Consider the following 24,007-nt stretch of genomic DNA (forward strand, 5'->3'; position numbering starts at 1 on the left):
CCCAACACAGCAGAAAACAAAGCCCCGCCATCGAATCGGCGGGGCTCAATCAGGCATTGCTGCCGGTCGACGGAGGTCTTGGGAGATTACGCCGATTTGCGAATGAGAGGCTTTTCTTCCACGGCATTGGTTTGTTCGCCGTAGATTTCGGATAGTGCGCCCAGGATCTTCAAAACGGCGTCGGAAGAGCTCGAATAATAGATCGTCTGTGCGTCGCGACGGGTACTGACCAGATTCTGGGCACGAAGCTTCGAAAGGTGTTGAGAAAGTGCCGACTGGCTCAGCCCGACCTTATTGGCCAAGGTACCAACCGCCATTTCCTCCTTGACGAGAGAGTCGAGGATGAGCAGGCGTTTCGGATTTGCCATGGCCGAAAGGAAGCCGGCCGCTATTTCGGCTTCCTCGTGTTTTTCAGGCGGAAGAGGCTGCATCGTGTGCTCCATGCGAAAATTCATCACACGTACTTATGATTGACGAAGCACGATCATTAGCCGTGATGCATAAAAGGGCAACCACCCACTGCAAGAAATGGGGGTAGCTAAGATGGGATTAACGGTTAAGTTTTTTTAGAAATGGCCGTAATTCGGCTGTCTCGGCAAGGGGCGTATCGAATTCGAGGCGGCGCAGACGGTCCCCGTCCGAAAGGTCGAGACCCGCCGCATCGATGCCGACGATCTTCCAGTCGCCTTCGGGGGCGTGGCAATGCCCGGTTGCATAATGTCTCACGGCGTCGGCGTGATCACTGTTCATGTGTTCTATCGCGCCGCCTTCCATTTCCGCAAGCGCGTCGGCGGCCGGTGAAGCGATGGCGAGGTCCTCTGCCGTCAGCACATAGGCGCGGCCGAAACCGCCATTCAGGCTCGCCCGAAGCGGCTTGAGACGGAAGAAGCCGAAGTCCGGAAAATCGACATAAAGCTTGGACTTGGGGTGCCGGCGGAGGAAGCGCTCGCGAAGACGCTGGTGAAGGGGGCCATCCCGCGGAACCGCCTCCGCAGCGCATTGGACGGTCAGCCGAGGATGGGCGAGCGGGTCGCCTTTGCCAGGCTCTCCGGTCAGCAGCGAAGCGCGCCGGTCTGCGGTGAGCGCCTGCGTATGTGTCGATAGCCGCGACACCAGAATGACGGGCGTGCCGTCGATATCGATGCCGACGAGGACGCGGCTGACGAAAGGAAAGCCGCCGCTCCCCGGTTCCGTCACGGCCAGAGCGGCGCTTCTCGCCGACCGAAGGAGCACCCGTGCGAGCTTGCGCGCCTCGTCATCCGTCTCGCGCAGCACATTGGGTTTTTCGCTCATGCTTCGTCTCCTTGCGACGGTCCGTCGTGCCGCGTCAGTTTTTGCTGCGGTGGCGCGTCAGTCCCTCGACGATGTTCTGCGCGTCGATAGTACCGACGACCGCGCCGTTGTCGACCACACCTATGCTGCCCGGCTGGCGCGACATGGCATCGAGAATATCGACGAGTGGCGTGGTTGGCTTTGCGGTCGCCGTGACGCCGGTACTTGCAGCGGTTCGCCCGACACCGCTCTGCATCACATCCTTCGCCGTCAGCATCGAAATCGGATTCATGTGCTGGACGAAATCGGCGACATACTGGTTTGCCGGGCTCCTCACGATCTCCTGCGGCGTTCCGCACTGGATGATTCTTCCACCTTCCATGATGGCGATCCGGTTGCCGATGCGGAAGGCCTCGTCGAGGTCGTGGCTGACGAAGATGATCGTTTTTTTTAACCGCCGCTGGAATTCGAGCAATTCGTCCTGAAGGCGTGTGCGGATCAGCGGGTCGAGTGCCGAGAACGGTTCGTCCATCAGAAGGATAGGGGCTCCGGTGGCAAAGGCCCTGGCAAGGCCGACGCGCTGTTGCATGCCGCCTGAGAGTTCGTTGACCTTGCGATCCGCCCATTGCGTAAGATTGACGAGTTCAAGCTGCTCGTCGACGCGCTTGCGCCGTTCGGCATCGGCTACGCCTGCCAATTCGAGCCCGAAACCGACATTGTCCGCCACGCTTCGCCACGGCAGAAGGGCAAACTGCTGGAACACCATCGAGACCGTATGCATGCGGAAGTCCCGCAGAGACTTGGCGTTGCAGCGATAAGGGTTGAGAGCCCCGTTCCCGGTCTTCACCTCGACCTCGCCGCGCACAACCGGCGCAAGGCCGTTGACGGCCCTGAGCAGCGTCGACTTGCCGGAACCGGACAGCCCCATCAGAACGAGAATCTCGCCCTCGTTGATGGTCAGCGAAGCGCCGGCGACCCCCAGGACCAGCCCGGTGGCAGCACCGATCTCGTCCCGCGTCTTGCCCTGATCGACCATTTGCGTTGCGATCTGCGGATTTTTGCCGAAGATGATGTCGACATTCTTGAAAATGACGGCGTCGGTCATGCGCCTTCTCCTTCATCGGACGAACGGAAAAGGCGGTCGAGGACGATCGCAAGAATGACGATGCAGAGGCCGGACTCGAATCCCCTGGCGATGTTCACCGTGTTCAGAGCCCTGAGTACCGGCACTCCGAGGCCGTCGGCTCCGACGAGCGCCGCGATCACCACCATCGAAAGGGACAGCATGATCGTCTGCGTGAGACCCGCCATGATCTGCGGCATGGCGAAGGGAAGTTCTACCTTGCGCAGCACCTGCCAGGGCGTGGCGCCGAAGGATTCTGCGGCCTCCACAAGCGCAGGCGGTGTCGAGATGATACCGAGCCGCGTCAGCCGGATTGGCGCGGGTATGGCGAAGATAACGGTGGCGATCAGCCCGGGTACCATGCCGAGACCGAAGAGAATCAGCGCCGGGATGAGGTAGACGAAGGTGGGGATCGTCTGCATCAGGTCCAGGATCGGGCGCATGAACGAGTAAATCCAGGCGCGGCGCGCGGCGGCTATACCGAGCGGCACCCCGACGGCCATGCTGACGAAGGTCGCCGCAAGCACCAGGGCCAGCGTTTCCGTGGTCTCCTGCCAGTATCCCTGATTGACGATCAGCAGCATTCCGAGACAGGTGAAAACGGCAATGCCGATGGACCGGCGAAACCACCATGCCAGCGCCGTCACGATGGCGATGACGATGAGCGGATGCGGCGTTTGGAGAATGTAGAGCAGGACGGAAATGATGCCCGAAAGCACATTGGCGAGCTGGTCGAAGAAAAGGTCGAAATTCGTCGTCAGCCAGTCGACAAAGGCCTTCGCCCAGGCGCCGATCGGGATTGGGTTTTCAGTCAGGAGTTCCACGAAACAGGGTCCCTCTTGCCAGGGTCAGCACTCAGGTCGGAAGACCGGTGGAAAAAAGGCGGGGTGTTTCCCCGCCTCACTGCACGCATCCCCATAACGCAGCCGATTGGAGCACGGAACATGCAGCAATTCAAATGCTACGCGTGATCCGGTCAGAGGCCCAGCGCGCTCTTGACGGCGGCCGGCCCATCGCCGCCGTCCTTCGTGGTGACCCCCGCAAGCCACGGTTCGATTGCTTGCGGATTGTCCTTCAGCCACGAAGCTGCAGCCTTTTCCGGGTCTTCGCCATCGTTCAGGATCTTGCCCATGATCTCGTTCTCCATCTGGAGCGAAAACGAGAGGTTTTGGAGAAGCTTGCCGACATTGGGGCATTCGGTCGTGTAGCCGGCGCGCACATTGGTATGCACGGTGGCGCCACCGTAGTCGGGGCCGAACACGTCATCGCCACCGGATAGATAGGTGAGCTTGAAATTCGCGTTCATCGGATGCGGCTCCCATCCGAGAAAAACGATCGGGTCGCCGGATTTTTCAGCGCGGGCGACCTGCGCGAGCATGCCCTGCTCGGAAGATTCGACGACTTCGAAGCCCTTGAGATCGAAAGTGCCTTTTTCGACCATGTCGATGATCAGGCGGTTGCCGTCATTGCCCGGCTCGATCCCGTAGATCTTGCCGTCGAGCTCCTCCTTGTGCGCGGCGATATCCTTGAAGTCCTTGATGCCGAGCTCCGCGCCCTTGGCATTTGTCGCAAGCGTGTATTTCGCACCTGCGAGGTTCTCGCGTACCGTCTCGACGGACTTGTCTTCGCGATAGGGGGCGATGTCCGCTTCCATGGTCGGCATCCAGTTGCCGAGAAAGACGTCGATGTCCTTGTTCTTCAGCGAGGTGTAGGTAACGGGCACCGACAGAACCTTCACGTCCGTCTCGTAACCGAGCGCTTCGAGGATGGTCGTCGCGGTCGCGGTGGTTGCTGTGATATCGGTCCAGCCGACGTCGGAGAAGCGGACCGTACCGCAGCTTTCCGGCTCCGCCGCGAATGCGGGTCCGGCGGTCAGGGTTGCCATGCAAACGGCACCTGCCAGCATGAATTCGCGAGAAAGTGTCCTTATCATCGTTGTCGTTCCCCTGCCTCGTGTTCTTCTTAGCCAAACACCAATGAAGCTCGAATACAAGCACCTCGGCATTTAAAGAAGTGTATTGCCTCAGTACATTAAGGGGATGCACAAAGCGACGTCGAATGTCGCAATGCTCACGAAATGCCGGCCTGCCGACGCGCCAGCCGAGGGACGAAGAGCGCAAGCCTCTCTGTCGTGCGGCCGATCGAAAAACCGGCCACCGCCCTTGTCGTTCCGTGCTAAACATCCTTTATATGAGTGCAATCAAGGGCTGAAACAGTCGGCTTTCACTGCTGGCTTAGGGGAGAAGGCAATGGCGACGCTTCAGAATTTTGACGCCGAGATCGATAAGACCAGGAATGTCGTCAAGGACATGCGCAGCAAGCTCGAGCAGTCCGGCGTCGTGCTCGATCAATTCGCCAAGGCGGAGACCAAGCTCGGCGATGTCAATTTCGATATCGAGAACGCCCGCATCCAGGACGTCGTCAACCAGCAGAAGGTGATGGAAGCCAACATCGCCGACCTGATCATCGGACTGGAAGATGCGACCAATGTCTTCGGTGCCGAGTTCGAGAGCATGAAGAGCTATACCGGCTACGAAAAGTTCATCGGCATCTTCTCCAAGCAGAAGATGCAGCGTTTGCGAACCGATCGCGTGCGCAACATGTCGCTTGCCGGCAACCTTCAGGAGCTGCTTTCGAAATCGGACACCATCGTCGGCATCCTCAAGGACCAGAGAGCGATCCTCGACCAGCGCTACAAGACCTCCGAACAGAGCCTCATCCAGGTGATCGAGCGTCGCAAGGGCACGATGGCGTCGCTGGAGCAGACTCAGAAGCGGATCGAGGAACTGAACCCGCTGCTGCTCGACATAGAGAACAGGATCGCAGCCTCGACCGACCAGAAGACCCGCACCGACCTCGAAGGCGAGCGCTCGCAGCTTGCGACCGAATACAACGAAAAGCAGGCGAAGGAGCAAGAACTTCTGGCCGAGAGCCAGACGCTGGAGCGCTACACGGCCATGTTCCAGACCTTCGTCGATTCGCTCAACAACCAGATCGCCGCCCAGAACACGCTGATCAACAAGCTGACGATCGACACCGAACAGCGCATCGTACTTTACAAGGCGCTGGAGGATTCGCTGAAAACGGCTGCGCAGCAGGATGTGGCGCACAAGATCAACACGCTCGGCAGTCAGGTCGACACTGCCGCCGAGGAGACCATGGCGGGGATCGGAGCGGCCGCGCAGCGCCACATCGGCGACTTGCTGGAGATGCATGAAAAGAACATGCTTGCGACGCAGGATATCCAGCGGCGCAAGAAACTCGCCGACGACGCCTTCGCGCGCCGCTTCCAGACGGTGATGGACAAGCACAACGCCGCAAATTACGTGAAGCAGTGATCGGCAAGGCGGCGATGACCCGATTTCCGACCGGCTTTCGGCCTTTGCCGGGAGAGTTGCCATGAATACCGCCATTTCTCCGGCCGTCAGGCAATATTTCGGTTCCATCCGCGCCGCTCTGGCAGGGCTCGAGCTCTTCCTAGCAGACCGCAACTCGCCGCTTTACCGCAACAGCGTCGTCGGCGAGGTGATCGTTCCCTATCTTGCCCGGCTGAAAGCCTCGATCGCTTGCTGGGAAAACCGCATCGGGTTCGTGGAGCAGTTCCGCATCTCCCGCGCCGAAAGCGGCTTTCCCGTCTACCAGAACGTGTTGGAGCTCGAGAACGATCGGCGCGACGCGGAAAAGCGGCTCGCGAGCATTCCGTCCGCCGATGCATTGCGCGACGAAATGGTCGATTTCATCCTGAGGCAGAAGGCGTTCCCGGAGGCGCTTCAGGTCCGCATGGCCGAAAGGCTCTATCTGGAGCAGATCGGCAAGGGCGACATCTTCTCGCCCTTCGTCCTGCCGGAGACGATCCGGGTTGCCGTCAACCCGAAAACGATGCGGCCCTATTACGTCGTCTCCTGGGGCGCATTCGACGGGAGTCAAACCCTGCCGATGGTCTATATGGCGACGATCGAAGATTCCTCCGAAAACGTGATTGAAATGCTGGTGACGGAGGATGGCAAGCTCAATCCGGGCGTCGAGATTCCGTTGCCGGTCGGCGGCCTGCTCAATCCGCAGCTCGCAAGCCGTTTCGACGATTTCGCCTCCAAGAACAGCGCCTATTCGCTGACGCCGGTGACCATCGCCACCAATCTCGACAAGGATTTCACGGAACTGCATCCAAAACAGCTTCGACGCATCGTGCTTGGCCCCTTCTATTCGGCGGGCATCACCGAGAACAATGCACGGATCAACGACATTCTCTCCCGGGTGCGAAAGAGTGAAAATGCCTGGCTGCTCACCTGGACCGTGCAGGAGGTCTTCTCCAAGGCCGAGCGGCCGGCGAAGAACGGCTTCTGGTCCTCTACGCCGGCGCAGGAGGAGTTTCACATCGAGACCTCCGATCTCGAGGCGGCGCGCATGGGCGTGAGCGCCTATGAGAAGCACGCCCTGGTCCCCCACGACGCCTATCAGGCGCTCTATGCCTCCGGCGAGGCCGCCCAGGTCTTCGGCGATTACAAGGTGCATGTCATTTCCGGCAACCAGGTGGTGAGCGAGGTTTAGGCCATGGCGTTGAACACAGGGCTGACGACCCTGCATGAGGATGAGATCGCAAAACATCAGGCGGTCGCGCAGAGCCTCGTCAGCAAACTGGCCATTCTCGAGCGGGACGACGGCGCCGCCGGCACGCCGCTGGCGGGAACAGGTCGCCGCTTCGTTTCGACGGTCTCGACCGGCGGTCAGCGCCGTAGCCGCGAGGTCGAACTCGCGCGCACCATTCAGGCGGTGCGCAGCGCCGATCCGCTCCTGTCGCCCGCACAGCATGCGGTGCTCTATCGCACGCGCCGCGGCATCCAGGTGGCGCTGGCCGTTTCCGATGTCTTCGCGCGTCAGACGAACCTCGAACAGTTGCAGGCGCGCAATGCCACCGCGCCGCTCGCCGGTGAGGATGCGGCTCATTTCAAGGCTCTGCTTTCGGCTTCGGCCTATATCGCCGCCTTCACGCTGGCTGCCTATATCGGCGCGACGCTGCAGGGTGAGGGCGAGCCGGTCGACGATGCCGCGGAACCGGATTTTCTCTTCGACACGCCGCAGGATGCGCTGAAGAGCATGATCGCCGGTCTCGACCGCAGCCTAGCCGGGGCGTCTGACGAGCTTGCACTGACCGCGCGAAGCCGGGCCTTCGCACGCGTTGCGCTTGAAGGTTTGGTCGCTCGGAAGGCTCGCTTCACCGGTCTGCAGAATTTCGAGAGCGTGCACATCCGTCTGGATCAGGACAATTTCACGCTCAATGGTTTCGACGTGACGCCCGGCCAGAAGCGCAAGCCGCTGGTCATGACCTTCAAGAAACCCGAGGAGATCATCGGCAATCACATTGCCAAATACCAGGCGCTGAAGCTCGCCAAGATGCTGATGGCCTACGACTTCGACCGGCAGATGAACCCCTTCGTCGAACTTGGCGGATTCCTCTTCACTTTCATCGGCGACGGAATGCCTGGCACCGGCAAGACGATCCTGATCCAGATGCTTGCGGGCATGCTGCACGACTATTGCGGCGTTGCCGGCTACGCCTTCCACTATGAAAATTTCGGCGTGGACCAGATTTCCTCCTATCAGGGCAAATCGGGTCAGAACTGCAAGGAATTCATCAACAACGTCATGAACCCGCGGGCGATCGGCTTCGGCACGGTCGACGATGTCGACCAGGTGGCGGCGAAACGCTCCGACGACCGCGCTTCGGCCGGTCAGCATGAGGTAACGGCGGTGCTGATGGAGAGTTTTGCCGGTGCCTCGACTGTGGTGCGCGGCAACTGCACCTTCGGCATGTTCTCGAACTATCCCGATAACGTCGACGATGCGCTGCGCCAGCGGGCCGGAGCGCGCTGGCTGGTCGACGGACCGCAGACGGAAGACGACTACATCGACATTTTCGCGTTGCTCGTCGGCAAGAACCACCAGATCCCGCTCGGCGAGCATGAGCTCTATGCCGGGCAGGAGATCAAGCGCGCCGTCTCGCAGTCCTATGCCGCACATGGGCGGCCGCAGGAGGAGGGACTTGCCGCCGTCTGGGAGCGCTACGAGAAGGAGAAGGGCAAGATTGCCACGCTTGCCGATGTCGGAGCCTATCTGCACATGATCAAGGAAGCCGAGCCCCGCTTCACCGGCCGCGCGATAAGGAACATCACCGATGCGGTCAAGCTGAGGGCGATGGATATCGAACTGCCCGATGACTGGTTCAAGGATCCGGCTGCGTTCATGCACAAGCCCTACGATGAGAAGACGGCGATGATCGAGGAACTGCGCGGTCCGATCACCATCGACATGGTGCTGCAGGAGATCAACCGCTACGCCGACAGCGAGTTCCGCTACACCGACAAATCGGATGACGCGGCCGTTGCCGAAATCATCCGGCGCGAGCGGCAGCGCGAGAAGGCGATCCGCGAGATCGAGACGATGAAGCGCGAGGGCAGGTGGCAGGGATGACGGTTGTGTTAGCGGTCGCCCCTCACCTGGGTTTGCCCCTCACCCTAGCCCTCTCCCCGCGCGCGGGGAGAGGGGACACCGTTGTGTTCAATCGCACCCGACAACGCGCCTACGGGATCTCGTCCCCTCTCCCCGCCTGCGGGGAGAGGGTTAGGGTGAGGGGCAGCAGAGGTTAGCATGAGGGGTGCGAACGAACGTCAGACAAAGCGCGCCAGACGCCTGCGGCAGGCGGACAACGATGCGGAAGCGCTCCTCTGGTCGGAACTGCGAGGCCGGCATCTCAACGGCTTCAAGTTCGTCCGGCAGCTTCCGCTTGGCCCTTACTTTGCGGACTTTGGGTGCCGTGATGAACGTTTGGTTGTCGAAGTCGACGGCAGCCAACATGCGAACAGAAGTAGCGATATCAGGCGGGACGAAAACATGGTCGCAACTGGCTGGAGCGTGGTGCGCTTCTGGAACATGCAAATCTTCAATGACCGTCCATCGGTGCTGGAGACGATCGTGGCGTTTCTGGAGAAGCGCTTGCTTGGGGAAGTAAGGACAGCGGATTTGACGTCCATTCCGGCGAAGAGACAGTTGGAGGCCGAAGCAGAGCAAATGAGGGCCATCGCCGTATGAAGCGTCTTCTGGAAGCAGAGCTCATCTATGGACGGCTGCTGGACATTTTGGAGCCGCATCTTATTGCTCGCTACAACAAGGCGCTGGAAGGATTCGGGCTGAAGCGGACTTCGCTTCAGCGGTTCAGTATCGACATGACCGGCTTTTCTCCGGAAATCGCCGAGGAGCTCGGCGACCGCGATTATCTGGACCCCAATCGCGTCAATCGGCGCTTTATCATCCTGACGCCGGCGCAGGCGGAGCTGCCGGTCGTGCACACAAGCTTCTCCAACACCGCGGCGCTGATGCATGAATTCTTCAATGCCAACAGCCGTGCGATCAACGCGATCACGATCAAGGATGCTCTTTATGGCGAGATCGAGGATTCGGTCTCGGTGGTTGAAGACATAGACGATCTCCTGTCGATCAACGAAGTCCGTTTCCGTGTGCTTTCCGCCGAGGACATGCTCGGCAAGGCAACCGAACTGCGCGAACTCGTCGACCGGTTGAAGAAGGTGCCGAATGCCTGGGCGGACGACGCGATGCTCGGCCGCATGGTGGAGCTCGCCAAGGCGACCGGCGACATAAGGCAGAACGTGCTCGTGCCGGACGAGCTCGTCTTCCGACACGAAGCCTTTTGGGCCAATCACTTCAGTGGCGTCTACGTCTTCCTCGACGAGAAAACGACGACGGTCATCTGCGATCCTTCGGTCCCCGGTTTCCGGCGGTCGCGGCCCTGGCAGGTGAGCTACATCGCCATCACCGACTACGCCCGTATCTACGACTTTCTCGCGGCGTCGAACCGGTTGCAGCTGCCGCAGGCCTCATGGGTGCAGGCCTCCGGTCTTTTCCAGCATCGGGCGGACATGGTCATCCGCGGACTTGTCAACGACGCCGATCCTGAGATCGACCTGAGGCGTGCCGACCGAATATGGCTGCAGACCTGGATACATCGCAATGCGGCGCTTGTCGCGCGCGACGGGGCCTACCCCTTCCTTCAGGAAATGTCGCGTGCGATCGCCGCAACGGGTACGATCAAGATGCAGGACGTCGCACCGAAAAATCGTTTCCTGCTCGTGCGGGCCGCCCCGCAGCACCCGGATCAATGGCTCGTCAACCGGCTGGTCTCCGAACTCGTCCCGCGCGACTTCGTTTCGCGATTCGTATTCGACAAGCAGGGCTTCTACAAAGCCTATGAAGGCTACAGCGAAACCTTCCGCGAATATGTTGTTGCAACATTGACCGGCACATATCTCAAGGACAAGACCGCCTTCCGTCAAAAGCTCTACGGTCTCAAAGAGGAATAAAACATGTTCGATCCGATCGTTGCGTTCTTTCAGCGTGTATTCACGGCAATAGGCCGTGGCATCGGATTGGCGGTGGCGTGGCTTCTCTGGCCCTTCGTCGCTCTCGGCAGCTGGTATCGCGCGCGAAGCTGGGTGATCAAGGGGCCGATCGGTCTCATCCTCCTCTGCCTCGTGCTCTTTTACGGCTACTTTGTCTGGCAGACGCAAGCCTGGACTAATTTCAATCCGGACTATGTCGATCGCTACAAGCTCGTCGAACGCAGGACGCCGGCCGGCTCGCCCATCAGCGGTCCAGGGGCGACGACCGGGCAGTCCGGCTCCGCGGTCGACGCAAACCACGCCGCGGTCGCTCCCTCCGGCGCGGACAGCACGACCGAGGCCCTTGCGGTGGCGGAGCTTCCGGCCGGGACTGTCTGCCAGACATCGGCCGTCGTCGACGTAGCGGCGGACCTCATCGAGTTCAACGTCGATCAGAATGCGTGGATATCGTCGATGCTGGGCTACAAGCTCGGCTTTTTCGGGGTCGACTGGGACGATACGCCCTGGCTGGACAATAAGGCATCCTTTCAGCGCGGCATAAACCAGGCCGTTCGCCGCACGGCGGTGGAACTGGTGGATTCGCTCGGGCGCGTGCGTGGCACGTCCGGCGTCAACAGAGAGCTGCAAAGCGCGCGCGGTAACATCCAGTTCGACGAGGAGACCTGGTATTTCGGTCTCAACCCCTTTGGTCCCAAGACTCCGACGCCGAGCTTCTATCGGTCGGCGATGCGCGATCTCAGGACGTTCAATGTCTCGCTCAGCAAGTGCGAAGCGGTCTTCGACGGCCGGTCCGACAACATGGTCGAGTTCCTGGACCGCGTTGCCAATGATCTCGGCAATACGTCCGCGATCATCCGCGAGCGTTCGGAGTTCCACAATGGCGGCTGGTTCGACACGCGCGCGGACGACCGCTTCTGGTTCGCCTTCGGGCAGCTCTATGGCTATTACGGCATCCTCTCGGCTGCCGGCGCCGATTTCGAGAATGTCGTCACGCAGCGTGGGTTGGGGCCGATCTATACCGAAACGATGAAGCAGCTGCGCGCGGCGCTCAGGATCCAGCCGCTCATCATCTCGAACGGCCGCGAGGACGGCTGGATCATGCCAACGCACCTCGCGACGATGGGTTTTTATATCCTGCGGGTCCGCTCCAACCTGGTGGAGATGCGCGATATTCTTGCCCGTTGACGGGCTTCGTGCGAGCGTAGGCAAAGGAAACGGACTTGCGGATGCCGCGGAGGAGGCGGGATGCGCAAGCAACTGGGGGAAGCCGTGGGAGAGGTAAAGACCGACATCGAGATCGCGCGCGCGGCGCGCAAGCAACCAATCATGGAGGTCGGCGCGAGACTCGGTATCCCGCCGGAGCATCTGCTTCCCTACGGCCATGACAAGGCCAAGGTGAGCGCCGAGTTCATCGCGGCGCAAAGGGAGAAGAAGAACGGGCGGCTCATCCTGGTCACAGCGATCAACCCGACGCCGGCGGGCGAGGGCAAGACGACGACGACCGTCGGTCTCGTCGATGGCTTGAACCGTATCGGCAAGAAGGCGATCGTCTGTATTCGCGAGGCCTCGCTCGGTCCTTGCTTCGGTATCAAGGGCGGGGCGGCCGGTGGCGGTTATGCGCAGGTCGTGCCGATGGAGGACATCAATCTCCACTTCACCGGCGATTTCCACGCGATCACTTCGGCCCACAACCTTCTCTCCGCCTTGATAGACAACCACATCTATTGGGGGAACGAGCAGGCGATTGACATCCGCCGAATTGCCTGGCGGCGGGTCATGGACATGAACGACCGGGCGCTGCGCCATATCGTCGGCTCGCTCGGCGGGGTCGCCAACGGCTATCCACGAGAGACCGGCTTCGACATTACCGTCGCCTCGGAAGTCATGGCGATCCTCTGTCTCGCGATGGACATCAGGGACCTCGAAAGGCGGCTCGGCAACATCATCATCGGCTATCGGCGCGACAAGAGCCCGGTCTATGCGCGCGATATCAAGGCCGACGGAGCCATGGCGGTGCTGCTCAAGGACGCGATGCAGCCGAACCTGGTGCAGACGCTCGAGAACAATCCGGCATTCGTGCACGGCGGTCCGTTCGCCAATATCGCGCATGGCTGCAATTCGGTCGTTGCCACCACGACGGCGCTGAAGCTTGCCGATTACGTCGTGACCGAAGCGGGTTTCGGTGCGGATCTCGGTGCCGAGAAGTTCTTCGACATAAAGTGCCGCAAGGCAGGCCTCATGCCGGATGCTGCGGTGATCGTTGCGACGGTCCGGGCAATCAAGATGAACGGCGGCGTGAAGAAGGAGGATCTCGCGAAAGAAAATGTCGAAGCGCTCAGGAAGGGGTGCCCGAACCTCGGGCGCCACATCCAGAACGTCAAGAAGTTCGGCGTACCGGTGCTCGTCGCAATCAACCACTTCACTTCCGATACCGAGGCCGAAATCCAGGCGATCAAGGACTATGTCCGCACGCTCGGTTCCGAAGCGGTCTTATGCAAGCATTGGGCAGAGGGCTCAGCCGGCATCGAGGAACTTGCCGATAAGGTTGCCGATCTCGCCGACGCCGGCCATTCGCAGTTTTCGCCGCTCTATCCCGACGAGATGCCGCTTTTTCAGAAGATCGAGGCGATCGCCAAGGATATTTATCACGCGAGCGAGGTGATCGCCGACAAGCTGGTGCGCGACCAGCTTCGAATCTGGGAAGACCAGGGTTACGGTCATCTGCCGATCTGCATGGCCAAGACGCAATATTCCTTCTCCACCGACCCGAATCTCCGCGGCGCGCCCACCGGCCACACCGTACCGATACGCGAGGTTCGCCTGGCCGCCGGCGCTGGGTTCATCGTCGTCATCACCGGCGAGATCATGACGATGCCGGGCCTGCCGAAAGTACCCTCTTCGGAGCGGATACGGCTCGACGAGGAGGGATACATCGAGGGTTTGTTCTGAAGGGGATTCAGAGGCTGGGCTGGCGCCGCGGGCCATCATGCGCGCCGTCAACGGCAATACCGATACCCGTTCCTTCTTTCGATGACATCGAGATGCAGATGGTCTTCATGGGCAGCATCGCTGCCTGGGTCGAGCACGGTCGTGAAATAGAGGCAGGCCGAAGCCGTGACCGCCCGCTGAAAGGCGCCGGTAAGGGTGCCATCCTCGTCGCGTGGCTGGATTTCGACGGCCTTGCCGTCGCCAAGGGTGAATGAAGCGATGTCGACCGCGTTGCCGCGCGCATGTTCGGAGATCTTGCCGGTGTCGGCATTGTTCCTCAGGCGGCAGATATAGGTCGAGGCCTGGTTCAAAGCGACGATGCGGGCTTCGGCCCCGAAGGCGCTCCTTGCGGCCGGCGCTGCCGTTTCTTTGGTCCACCGAGCCAACGCCAGTGCGGCTTCGCAACGCATCACGCCCTCGGGCTTCAGGGTCACCCCCGGCAGTATCGCAGTGACCTTGACCGGCTTGTCGATCCCGCAACCCTTGCCCTCGTCCATGCGATCGACTTCGGCGAACGTGCTGCCGAGCGATTTGAGTTCCGACAGGCAGGCGGCATATTCCTTCGGGTCTTCCTTTTCGATCGCCAGGACCGGCCTGGCGTCAAGAATGTCGTCCTTCCAACCGGGGCGCTGTTCTCCCCCGGCACGCGCACCATTCTGCTCCTGCGCCTTGTGCGGCTCTCCGGACTCCTTTGCCTTCGCATCATCGGCTTGCGGCTGCGGCGGCTTTGGCGTCGGCATCGGCTGATCCCCGCCCGTGACCGGTTTCGGCACCGGCCGCGGCCCTGTTTCGGGCAGCGTTGCGCCCGAAAGGAGGAAGGCGGAAACGAGAATGATTCCAGTGCGGCGCATACAGGTCCTCTCCATTTCCAGCGGTCCGAGACGACGAAACGCCTGGGAAACAATTCTGTTTCCAAATGTGCGGGAACTGAGGACGAGGCCTCGCTTCACAGGGGCTACGCCGATGAAGAACAAGCCCCAAATTTATATTGACAATAATACTCATGTTTTCTTATGTGACGGAAATAAGGCGGAGATTGGCCGCCTGTTCGATTCCTGCACATGCCCAGCCAGCCCTTGAGTTCGCCGCTCAACAGCAAGCCCGGCCTCACATTTTTTAAAAGGACTGGTCCATGCTCAACCGGCATCATCGCCTGGCGCTTTTGGCTTGCACGGCATTCGTTACCCTCGTCGAAACGACACTTTCTCACGCGCAATCCACCGAGGAGGCGGCAGGTGCCGCCGAAAAGCAGGGGCGCGTAACAGTGCTGAAGAAACTTTCCATCCAAGGCGGCGAGAAGGAGGGTGTGGCCGACACGCCGCTCGCAGAACAAGTGACCGAGGAAGAACTCGACCGCAATCAGATCACGAGCTTCGAAGACCTGGGCAGAAGCCTCGAACCTGGCGTGAACTTCAACCGGACGAGCGGCAGCGTAAATATACGCGGCCTCGAAGGGCCGCGCGTGCTGACGACGATCGACGGCATTCCCATCCCCTTCATCGACGATGGCGCGCGCGATGCCGATGGCGGCATAGACAGCTTCGATTTCTCGGCGCTCTCGACCATCGACATCGTTCGCGGCGCGGATTCCAGCCGCGCGGGCGGCGGTGCTCTCGGAGGAGCCGTGGTGCTGCGCACGCTCGAACCGGAGGACCTGATCGGCGAGGGCAAGACGTGGGGCGGCATCTTCAAATTCGCCTATGACGGCGAGGACGACAGCCTCGGGGGCTCCGCTGCCGTTGCTGCGCGCTATGACAACACGGCGGCCCTGTTCCAGGGGGGGTACAGGAGGGGGCATGAACGGGAGAGCAACGGCGACGTCGGCGGCTATTCCACGACGCGCACCGAGGCCGACCCGGCTGACTACGACCAGAACAATCTCCTGTTCAAGGTGCGGCAATATACCGAAAGCGGCCATACTTTCGGCTTCACGGCCGAGCGCTTCGACCGCGACAAGGATATCGACTTCATGTCCGGCCAGAGCCTCTTCGGCAATTATCGGCCGGGCGATTACGACAAGCTTGATGACACCCGGCGCGAGCGTCTTTCGCTCGATTACGAATTCGAAGCCACCGACGACAACGCTTGGTTCGACAGCGCTTCGGCGACGGTCTACTGGCAGCGGCTGTTGCGCGAAAACGGCGTCGACGCCTACCGCAGCACGTCGGTGATCGGCGACTATTCGCGTCTCAACGAAGCGGAAGAAGAGGGCTTCGGCGCCAGCGGTTATGTCGAGAAATTCTTTGAAACCGGTAACCTGCAGCACCAGGTGACGCTCGGCGGCGACTTTGCCATCGGCAAGCTGCATCAATATTCCTCGGGCGAGGATAGCTGCGACACGGCGCCGAGCCCATCATGCAATTTCCTGCATACCAACCAGTCTGACAGCCCCGACGTCGACAGCAGGAAAATCGGCGTCTACTTGCAGGACCGCATCTCGATCGGCGACGGACCCTTCGCGCTGACGCCGGGGCTTCGCCTCGACTGGTACGACTACGCGCCTGAGAACACGGCCGCCTACATGCGCAACCCCAACTATGACGGTTTGCCGCCGGGACAGAGCGACCTCGCGCTGTCGCCGAAGCTGCTTGCAACCTATCAGGCAGCGGAGGAGGTCGAACTCTTCGCGCAATGGGCAATGGCTTTCCGGCCTCCGACCGCCGAGGAGCTCTATCTGAATTACGGCGCACCGGGCAGCTATCTTCAAATAGGCAATCCCGACCTGAAGCCGGAAACGAGCCAGGGTTTCGAGATCGGAGCCAATCTCGGCGATGAGGAATTCGGCGGTCGCATCGCTGCCTTCTACAACAGATACAGAAATTTCATCGATGAGCGCTGGAGTTTCGATCCGACCGGCACCTACCCGATCGGCATCACCGAAGCCATCAACCGCGCCAATGTCTCCATCCATGGCGTCGAGGTCTCGGGGCACAAGGTTTTCGCCAATGGTGTCCACGTGCGTACCGCGCTCGCCTACGCTCACGGCCGCGATCTCGATACCGACGAAGTCCTTGGTTCTGTTGCCCCGTTGAAAGGCGTCCTCAATGTCGGCTACGCCGCAGAGACCTGGGGAACCGATCTCATCGTGACAGCCGCGATGGACGTGTCCGACAAATCGACGAACAGTTTCAAGGCGCCGGGCTATGGCATCGTCGATGTCACCGGCTGGTGGGAGCCGGAGCAAATGCCGGGTCTCAGAGTAAATGCCGGCGTCTACAACATCTTCGACAAGACCTATTGGGACGCGGTGAACACGCAGAACGCGTTCACGCAGCCCGCCGACTTCTATTCGGAGCCGGGGCGCACTTTCAAGGTCTCGCTGACACAGCGGTTCTGAGCTTGGAAGGCATGCATCAAGGGGCGGCCCCGATGGCCGCCTTTCTTTTGACAGGACCGGATCAGCAGCCCACTTTTCCCGCTTGCGCGCCACCGCAAGCCGCGCTAACACTTGCGTCCATGACAAACACGCAGAACATTTCGATCTGGTGGTGGGCTCGCTGAGGCGGCCTTGACCAGTCATGCGTGATTGAGAGTTGGAGCCGCCCGGAGATTTCGAGGCGGCTTTTTCGTATTCTGGCCGCGTGGGAAGACCGGGCTTTTACGGAGCGAGACGAATGGCAGCGGTAATTCTGGAAGACGGCGCGGAGTGTTATACGACCAAGGGCGGCATCGTCGTCAACCGCAGGCGGCGTGAGGCCTCCTATACGGAGGCGATTGCCGGCTATGTCGACAGGCTGGACGAGCGGCGCGGCGCGGTCTTCTCCTCCAACTACGAATATCCGGGGCGTTACACGCGCTGGGACACCGCCGTCGTCGACCCGCCGCTTGCCATTTCCTCCTTCGGTCGTTCGCTTTGGATCGAAGCTTATAATGAGCGGGGCGAGGTGCTTCTCGCGCTGATCGCCGAGGATCTCAAGTCCGTTTCCGACATCACGCTCGGCACGCTGACCGACCGCCGACTGGATCTCACCATCAATGAGCCCGATCGTGTCTTCACCGAGGAAGAGCGTTCGAAGATGCCGACCGTCTTCACGGTGCTTCGCGCGGTGACGGACCTCTTTCATTCGGAGGAGGATTCGAACCTCGGCCTCTATGGCGCCTTTGGGTATGACCTGGCCTTCCAGTTCGACGCGATCGAACTGAAGCTCACGCGCCCGGAGGATCAGCGCGACATGGTTCTCTTCCTGCCGGACGAGATCCTGGTCGTGGACCACTATGCGGCAAAGGCCTGGATCGATCGTTACGACTTCGCCAAGGAGGGGCTGTCGACGGAGGACAAGGCAGCCGATATCGCGCCTGAGGCGTTCCGCAGCGTCGACAGCATTCCGCCGCACGGGGACCATCGCCCGGGCGAATATGCCGAGCTCGTCGTCAAGGCGAAGGAGAGCTTCCGCCGCGGCGATCTTTTCGAAGTGGTGCCGGGACAGAAATTCTACGAGCGCTGCGATAGTCGCCCTTCCGAGATTTCCAACCGGCTGAAGGCGATCAATCCGTCGCCCTATTCCTTCTTCATCAATCTCGGAAACCAGGAATATCTCGTCGGTGCTTCGCCGGAAATGTTCGTGCGCGTCTCCGGCCGGCGGATAGAGACCTGCCCCATCTCCGGTACGATCAAGCGCGGCGACGATCCGATCGCAGACAGCGAGCAGATACTGAAGCTGCTGAATTCGAAGAAGGACGAGTCCGAACTTACCATGTGCTCGGACGTGGACCGCAACGACAAGAGCCGCGTCTGCGTGCCTGGCTCGGTGAAAGTGATCGGCCGGCGGCAGATCGAGATGTATTCGCGGCTGATCCATACGGTCGATCACATCGAGGGCCGCCTGCGGGACGATATGGACGCCTTCGACGGATTTCTGAGCCATGCCTGGGCGGTGACGGTGACCGGCGCACCGAAGCTCTGGGCGATGCGGTTCATCGAGAGCCACGAGAAGAGCCCACGCGCCTGGTACGGGGGTGCGATCGGCATGGTAGGCTTCAACGGCGACATGAATACCGGTCTGACATTGCGTACGATCCGCATCAAGGACGGGATTGCCGAGGTGAGGGCGGGTGCGACGCTGCTCTATGATTCCAATCCGGAAGAAGAAGAAGCCGAAACCGAACTGAAGGCCTCTGCCATGATCGCAGCCATCCGTGACGCGAAATCCGCAAACAGCGCCAACGCAGCGCGCGATGTTGCCGCCGTCGGCGCCGGGGTCAGCATCCTCCTCGTGGACCACGAGGACAGCTTCGTCCACACCCTGGCGAACTATTTCCGGCAGACGGGAGCGACCGTCACCACGGTGCGCACGCCGGTGGCCGAGGAAATCTTCGATAGGGTCAAGCCTGACCTCGTCGTGCTTTCGCCCGGTCCCGGCAACCCGAAAGACTTCGATTGCAAGGCGACGATCAAGAAGGCGCGGGCGCGCGAACTGCCGATCTTCGGCGTGTGCCTCGGGCTGCAGGCGCTTGCGGAGGCCTATGGCGGCAACTTGCGGCAACTGGCGGTCCCGATGCATGGCAAGCCCTCGCGCATTCGCGTCCTCGAACCCGGCATCGTCTTTTCGGGCCTCGGCAAGGAGGTGACCGTCGGGCGCTATCATTCGATCTTCGCCGATCCGTCCGGCCTTCCGCGCGAGTTTATGATTACGGCCGAAAGCGAGGACGGCACGATCATGGGCATCGAGCATACGAAGGAACCGGTGGCGGCGGTGCAATTCCATCCGGAATCGATCATGACGCTCGGCGGCGACGCCGGCATGCGGATGATCGAGAACGTGGTGGCCCATCTTGCAAAACGGGCGAAGATCAAGGCGGCCTGACCTTTTCGCGGCCGGTCTTTGGCACTCGGCCGTTTGACAAGCGATCCGTTATCGCCCATATGGCTCCCATCATCCGCCTGCGCGAAAATCCGCGCGGGCGGTTTTGCGTTTGAATGGCCTTGCATTTGCAACTCGTTCGCATCTGCAGGAGGATTGACGATGACCGGATCCGACGACAAAACCATCCTGCGGCTGGCCTTCTGGGGCATACCTCTGTCGTTGGGCGTGATGGGCCTGAAGATGCTCGCCTGGTGGGTGACGGGTTCGGTGGCTCTCTTATCCGATGGACTGGAGTCCTCGGTGAACGTGGTCGCCGCGGTGATCGCCTACGCCATGATCGGCTATGCGGCAAAGCCGCCGGACGCCGACCATCCCTTCGGGCATCACAAGGCTGAGTATTTTTCCGCGGTTATCGAAGGCGTTCTGATCGTCGTCGCTGCACTGCTGATCATCTGGCAGGCGATCCCGGAGATGATCGCGCCCGTCTTGCTGAAGGCTCCGACACTCGGACTGGCCATCAACTTTGCTGCGGGCGTCGTCAATGCGATCTGGGCCTATGTGCTGATCCGCGCCGGCAGCCGGTATCGCTCGCCGGCCCTGAGCGCCGATGGCCAGCACATTCTCTCTGACGTCGTGACTTCCATCGGAGTGCTCGTCGGCCTTCTTCTTGCCATCGCCACCGGCTACGCGATCCTCGATCCGCTGCTTGCCGTGGTCGTCGCGGGCAACATCCTCTTCCAGGGCTGGAAGGTTATTTCCCGCTCCGTCGACGGGCTGATGGACAAGGCGGTGCCGGCGGACGAGGAAGAGGCGATCAAGGCGGCGATCGCCGCCAATGCCGGCGGGTCGCTTGGCGTTCACGATCTCAAGACGCGGCAGGCCGGCCCGGCTGCCTTCGTGGATTTTCACATGGTCGTGCCGGAGGCAATGCCGGTCGGGGATGCGCACGATATCTGCGACCGGATCGAGGATGCGATTCGCGCCGTGCATCCGGGTGCGAGGGTCGCCATTCACGTCGAACCGGAAGGCGAAAAGGCGCACGGCGTGCGCGTTAAAGTGAGCGGAGCATCACGGAAATGACGAAGACGGACGTATCAGGACTTTCCCAGCTCGGGACGAAGGTCGATCTGCCCCAGAACCCGGAAGAGGCGGTGCTCGAAAGGGTGCCGAGCGGCCATGGCGGCACCGATTTCGTCGTCCGCTTCACGGCGCCGGAGTTCACCTCTCTTTGCCCGATGACAGGGCAGCCCGACTTCGCCCACCTCGTAATCGATTACGTGCCGGACGGCTGGCTGGTCGAGTCGAAATCTCTGAAGCTTTTCCTGCACTCCTTCCGCAATCACGGCGCTTTTCACGAGGATTGCACGATCGATATCGCCAAGCGGCTGGTTTCGCTGCTTTCGCCGAAGTGGCTTCGGATCGGCGCCTATTGGTATCCCCGCGGTGGAATTCCGATCGACGTTTTCTGGCAGACCGGAAGCCCGCCGGAAGGTGTCTGGCTGCCCGATCAGGGCGTGCCGACCTATCGCGGGCGGGGCTGACATTTGCTGAATTGCGCGGGCAGCTTCCATGATAAATCGCCAGTTTGCCGCCGAAAGGCTTCTGCCGTCGCCGCCCGCGGGTAGGGAATGGCTGTCGGTTCGCCACGGCGAATCCGGCGACCGGGTTTATGCGCGCAGCGACGGCGCCGCCTATGCAAAGATTGCGAGCGGCAAAGCCGCGGCACTGCTCGAAGGCGAGCGCGATCGCGCTGCGTGGCTGGCGGCGTTCGGCATCGGCTCACCGGCCGTTTACGACTGGATCGCCGACAGCCACGAGGCGTGTCTCGTGCTCAGCGCGGTTCCGGGCGTGCCGGCGAGCGATCTGGCCGTCCCCGATCTCATGAAAGCATGGCCCACGATCATGCGGCAGTTTAAGGCCCTGCACGAGCTGCCCAGCGAATCATGCCCGTTCGAACGGCGCCTCGCTTCGATGTTCGAGCATGCCACGGACGTCGTTGCCCGCGAAGCGGTCAACCCGGATTTCCTTGCTCCCGAGGATCAGAACGTACCACCGAGCAAATTGCTTCTGGCTCTGGGGGTGGAGTTGCCGAAGCGCCTGGCCGAGGAGGCCCGCGATCTCGTGATCTGCCATGGCGACGCATGCTTGCCGAATTTCATGGTCGACCCGGAAACGCAGCGCTGCACAGGCCTCATCGACCTCGGCCGGCTCGGAACGGCGGATCGATATGTCGATTTTTCGCTTCTTCTCGGAAATGCCCGGGAAAGCTGGACGACGCCGGGCCAAGCGCAGATGGCACGGGACTCGCTCTTCGGCATTCACGGGATCGCCAATCCGGACGAAGGCCGGCTCGCCTTCTATCTTCGTTTGGATCCGCTGACCTGGGGATGAAGAAGTGCTTTGGACAGTCCAACCTTCTCCAGATCGATCCTGAGTATGGGGTCGAAGGCGACCTTTCTCCAACGCACCTGGTAGCCGAGATGCTGGTAGAGCTGGAGTGCGCGTGCGTTCTGAGCCGCCACCTGGATTCTGGCTTGCCTGTACCCACGGTGGGCGATTTGCGATTCAAGCGCCTTCATGAGTGCTGATCCGGCGCCGCGCCCTTCGAAGGCCGGGTCGACCCAGATGTCGCTGATGACATCGTCGCCGTGTTCGCAGGCCCCGAGGCCGGCTGGTTCTCCATCGGTTTCGGCGACCAGTATGCGCGAACCAAGTTCTCGCACGAATGGCAGGAACGGGTTGGTTTGTTCGATGGCCGCGGCGACATTTGCCGACACAAGCGGCGCGATCCCCTTTTGCCACGCTGCAAGGCCGATTTGAGCGAGAGCGTCCGTCTCATGCGGACGCGCCGATCGGACCAGCATCATCCGAAGAGCAGGGACGCGCCGGCTAAAGCGGTGACGCCGCCGAGAATGCGAGCGACGATGCCGCGGTTGGCAAGGCGTGAAAGCCCCATGCCGAGACCCAGGCCCGCAATGTGCAGGAGAACGGTCGCGATCAAGAAGCCGGCTGCAAATGACCAGGCGCCGGCATTCCCCAATTCTCCTCCATGTGCATGCCCGTGAAAAATCGCGAAGACTGCGACGACGGCCGCAGCCATCGAAACATCGAGCCGGACGGCCATGGCGACGATCAGACCGAGCGCCACGACGGAGGCGAGAATGGCTGGTTCGACAAAGGGCAGGGGAGCGCCAAGCAATGCGAGAGCGAAGCCGAGCATCATCGTCGTGACGAAAGCAGCCGGCACGCTCCACAATGCCCTGCCGCCGATCTGGGCGGCCCAAAGCCCGACCGCAACCATCGCCAGAACGTGGTCGGCGCCGAAGAATGGATGGGAAAGCCCCGCCAACAGCGACCCGTGTTCTGCGGGATCGAGATGGGCCAAGGCTGGCGCGGACGAAGTGAAAAGGAGTGCGGCTGCGATAAGGATGGATTTTTTCATCATGGTCCCCACTTGGAAGGCACGGTGATACTATTGCGCTCTTGCCGGCTGTCCATACGTCATTTGACCCCCGGACATTTACCATCATGGCAAAGCCGGCGGTACGAACCGTGTTCGGGCGACGGCCTGCATTGTTTTCATCGTCGAGTCGCATTATCTCACTGGAGAGATTTCACGAGGAGTCGGAAGAATGCGGAACGACGACGATCAGGAAGAAAAGAAGACCGAATTGCCCTTGGGCAAGGAAACGGAGGCGAACCTTTTCAAGTCGCGTTCGATTTTCATTTACGGGAACATCACCCAGGAACTCGCGCAGAAGGTCTGCTCGCAGCTCGTGGCTCTCGCCGCGGCCAGCGATGACGACATCCGCATCTTCGTCAACTCGCCCGGCGGCCATGTCGAATCGGGCGACAGCATCCACGACATGATCAAGTTCGTGAAGCCGAAGGTCTGGACGATCGGTACCGGATGGGTCGCTTCCGCTGGCGCACTCATCTATGTCGCCGCCCCCAAGGAACAGCGGCTGTGCCTGCCGAATACCCGCTTCCTTTTGCACCAACCGTCGGGCGGCACACGTGGCATGGCCTCCGATATCGAGATTCAGGCGCGCGAAATCATCAAGATGAACGAGCGTCTGAACCGGATCTTCTCCGAAGCGACCGGTCAGCCCGTCGAGAAAATCGCCAAGGACACCGATCGCGACTACTGGCTCGGTGCGGAAGAGGCGAAGGCGTATGGGCTCGTCTCGCGCATCGTCACCTCCATCGCGGAAATCTAAAGCGTCCGCTCCTCAACGGCCGCCGCCCCCTTCTTCCCGGTTGCGGGGAGAAGGGGGCGGCGGCGCGCCGATACCCTCTGCCCGCACTCTTGCTCCGCTTTCCCAAGCCGTGTATAGGCTTTCTCCATGACCCAGGCGAACGCACACAAGATCCCAGCGATCTTTACCGGACACGATGCCCATCGTGCT

Annotated in this window: 22 protein-coding genes; 14 read left to right on the top strand and 8 right to left on the bottom strand. The window is 61.1% G+C overall.

Annotated features, from left to right (window positions below; genetic code table 11):
* Positions 1–86: 86 nt before the first annotated feature.
* The 5 genes from FB009_RS12650 to FB009_RS12670 form a co-directional block, all read right to left on the bottom strand.
* Positions 87–431, bottom strand: coding sequence for an ArsR/SmtB family transcription factor (locus FB009_RS12650; RefSeq protein WP_012066532.1), 345 nt, complete (start codon positions 429–431; stop codon positions 87–89).
* A 118-nt stretch (positions 432–549) separates the two neighbouring features.
* The gene (locus tag FB009_RS12655) at positions 550–1,293 is read right to left on the bottom strand and encodes a HugZ family pyridoxamine 5'-phosphate oxidase (protein WP_012066531.1); all 744 of its coding nucleotides are present in this window, start codon (positions 1,291–1,293) and stop codon (positions 550–552) included.
* A 34-nt stretch (positions 1,294–1,327) separates the two neighbouring features.
* On the bottom strand, positions 1,328–2,377 hold the full coding sequence (gene choV / locus FB009_RS12660) for a choline ABC transporter ATP-binding protein (protein ID WP_012066530.1): 1,050 nt from the start codon (positions 2,375–2,377) through the stop codon (positions 1,328–1,330).
* Positions 2,374–3,219, bottom strand: coding sequence for a choline ABC transporter permease subunit (gene choW, locus FB009_RS12665; RefSeq protein WP_012066529.1), 846 nt, complete (start codon positions 3,217–3,219; stop codon positions 2,374–2,376). The genes choV and choW overlap by 4 nt, the downstream gene beginning before the upstream one ends.
* 152 nt (positions 3,220–3,371) lie before the next feature.
* Positions 3,372–4,328, bottom strand: a complete 957-nt coding sequence (locus tag FB009_RS12670; RefSeq protein WP_012066528.1) for a choline ABC transporter substrate-binding protein — start codon at positions 4,326–4,328, stop codon at positions 3,372–3,374.
* Positions 4,329–4,644: 316 nt separating this feature from the next.
* On the opposite strand from FB009_RS12670, the gene FB009_RS12675 reads away from it, so the two are divergent.
* The 7 genes from FB009_RS12675 (at position 4,645) to FB009_RS12710 (ending at position 13,755) form a co-directional block, all read left to right on the top strand.
* Positions 4,645–5,733 carry a coiled-coil domain-containing protein gene (locus FB009_RS12675; RefSeq protein ID WP_012066527.1) on the top strand — a complete coding sequence of 363 codons (1,089 nt, stop codon included), beginning with the start codon at positions 4,645–4,647 and terminating at the stop codon, positions 5,731–5,733.
* A gap of 61 nt (positions 5,734–5,794) precedes the next feature.
* Positions 5,795–6,943, top strand: a complete 1,149-nt coding sequence (locus FB009_RS12680) for a hypothetical protein (RefSeq protein WP_012066526.1) — start codon at positions 5,795–5,797, stop codon at positions 6,941–6,943.
* Between the two features lie 3 nt (positions 6,944–6,946).
* Positions 6,947–8,863 carry an AAA family ATPase gene (locus tag FB009_RS12685; RefSeq protein ID WP_012066525.1) on the top strand — a complete coding sequence of 639 codons (1,917 nt, stop codon included), beginning with the start codon at positions 6,947–6,949 and terminating at the stop codon, positions 8,861–8,863.
* Between the two features lie 177 nt (positions 8,864–9,040).
* The gene (locus tag FB009_RS12695; protein ID WP_012066524.1) at positions 9,041–9,481 is read left to right on the top strand and encodes an endonuclease domain-containing protein; all 441 of its coding nucleotides are present in this window, start codon (positions 9,041–9,043) and stop codon (positions 9,479–9,481) included.
* Entirely contained in the window at positions 9,478–10,767 is a 1,290-nt protein-coding gene (locus tag FB009_RS12700; RefSeq protein ID WP_012066523.1) for a DUF6638 family protein, read from the top strand. Before FB009_RS12695 ends, FB009_RS12700 begins: the two co-directional genes overlap by 4 nt.
* A gap of 3 nt (positions 10,768–10,770) precedes the next feature.
* Positions 10,771–11,991 (top strand): DUF2333 family protein, encoded by a 1,221-nt coding sequence (locus FB009_RS12705; RefSeq protein WP_012066522.1) that lies wholly within the window; start codon positions 10,771–10,773, stop codon positions 11,989–11,991.
* A 60-nt stretch (positions 11,992–12,051) separates the two neighbouring features.
* Entirely contained in the window at positions 12,052–13,755 is a 1,704-nt protein-coding gene (locus FB009_RS12710; protein ID WP_018013007.1) for a formate--tetrahydrofolate ligase, read from the top strand.
* A 47-nt stretch (positions 13,756–13,802) separates the two neighbouring features.
* Here the strand turns inward: FB009_RS12710 and FB009_RS12715 are convergent, their stop codons facing one another.
* On the bottom strand, positions 13,803–14,645 hold the full coding sequence (locus FB009_RS12715; RefSeq protein WP_012066520.1) for an extensin-like domain-containing protein: 843 nt from the start codon (positions 14,643–14,645) through the stop codon (positions 13,803–13,805).
* A gap of 281 nt (positions 14,646–14,926) precedes the next feature.
* Between FB009_RS12715 and FB009_RS12720 the strand changes: the two genes are divergently transcribed.
* From FB009_RS12720 to FB009_RS12740, 6 genes are all read left to right on the top strand, one after another.
* Positions 14,927–17,131: a TonB-dependent hemoglobin/transferrin/lactoferrin family receptor gene (locus FB009_RS12720; protein WP_012066519.1), complete on the top strand. Its 2,205-nt coding sequence runs from the start codon at positions 14,927–14,929 to the stop codon at positions 17,129–17,131.
* Positions 17,132–17,250: 119 nt separating this feature from the next.
* Positions 17,251–17,295: a trpE operon leader peptide TrpLE gene (gene trpLE / locus FB009_RS32995; RefSeq protein ID WP_178385071.1), complete on the top strand. Its 45-nt coding sequence runs from the start codon at positions 17,251–17,253 to the stop codon at positions 17,293–17,295.
* Between the two features lie 113 nt (positions 17,296–17,408).
* On the top strand, positions 17,409–19,598 hold the full coding sequence (locus FB009_RS12725; RefSeq protein ID WP_012066518.1) for an anthranilate synthase: 2,190 nt from the start codon (positions 17,409–17,411) through the stop codon (positions 19,596–19,598).
* Positions 19,599–19,757: 159 nt separating this feature from the next.
* Positions 19,758–20,678: a cation diffusion facilitator family transporter gene (locus tag FB009_RS12730; RefSeq protein ID WP_012066517.1), complete on the top strand. Its 921-nt coding sequence runs from the start codon at positions 19,758–19,760 to the stop codon at positions 20,676–20,678.
* Entirely contained in the window at positions 20,675–21,139 is a 465-nt protein-coding gene (queF, locus tag FB009_RS12735; RefSeq protein ID WP_012066516.1) for a preQ(1) synthase, read from the top strand. The genes FB009_RS12730 and queF overlap by 4 nt, the downstream gene beginning before the upstream one ends.
* Before the next feature lie 28 nt (positions 21,140–21,167).
* Entirely contained in the window at positions 21,168–21,989 is an 822-nt protein-coding gene (locus tag FB009_RS12740; protein WP_012066515.1) for an APH(3'') family aminoglycoside O-phosphotransferase, read from the top strand.
* On the opposite strand, the gene FB009_RS12745 is transcribed toward FB009_RS12740, so the two are convergent.
* Together FB009_RS12745 and FB009_RS12750 are read right to left on the bottom strand one after the other, a co-directional pair.
* Positions 21,956–22,465: a GNAT family N-acetyltransferase gene (locus FB009_RS12745; RefSeq protein WP_024310742.1), complete on the bottom strand. Its 510-nt coding sequence runs from the start codon at positions 22,463–22,465 to the stop codon at positions 21,956–21,958. The two genes, FB009_RS12740 and FB009_RS12745, sit on opposite strands and share 34 nt — an antisense overlap.
* Complete coding sequence (locus FB009_RS12750) at positions 22,462–23,040, bottom strand: HupE/UreJ family protein (RefSeq protein WP_012066513.1); 579 nt, start codon at positions 23,038–23,040, stop codon at positions 22,462–22,464. The genes FB009_RS12745 and FB009_RS12750 overlap by 4 nt, the downstream gene beginning before the upstream one ends.
* A 190-nt stretch (positions 23,041–23,230) precedes the next feature.
* Here FB009_RS12750 and FB009_RS12755 point away from each other — a divergent pair, with 190 nt between their 5' ends.
* A complete protein-coding gene (locus FB009_RS12755; protein ID WP_012066512.1) occupies positions 23,231–23,818 on the top strand; it encodes an ATP-dependent Clp protease proteolytic subunit in 588 nt (195 codons plus the stop codon).
* Positions 23,819–24,007 lie beyond the last annotated feature (189 nt).

The sequence above is a fragment of the Sinorhizobium medicae genome (assembly GCF_007827695.1).
Classification (GTDB): domain Bacteria; phylum Pseudomonadota; class Alphaproteobacteria; order Rhizobiales; family Rhizobiaceae; genus Sinorhizobium; species Sinorhizobium medicae.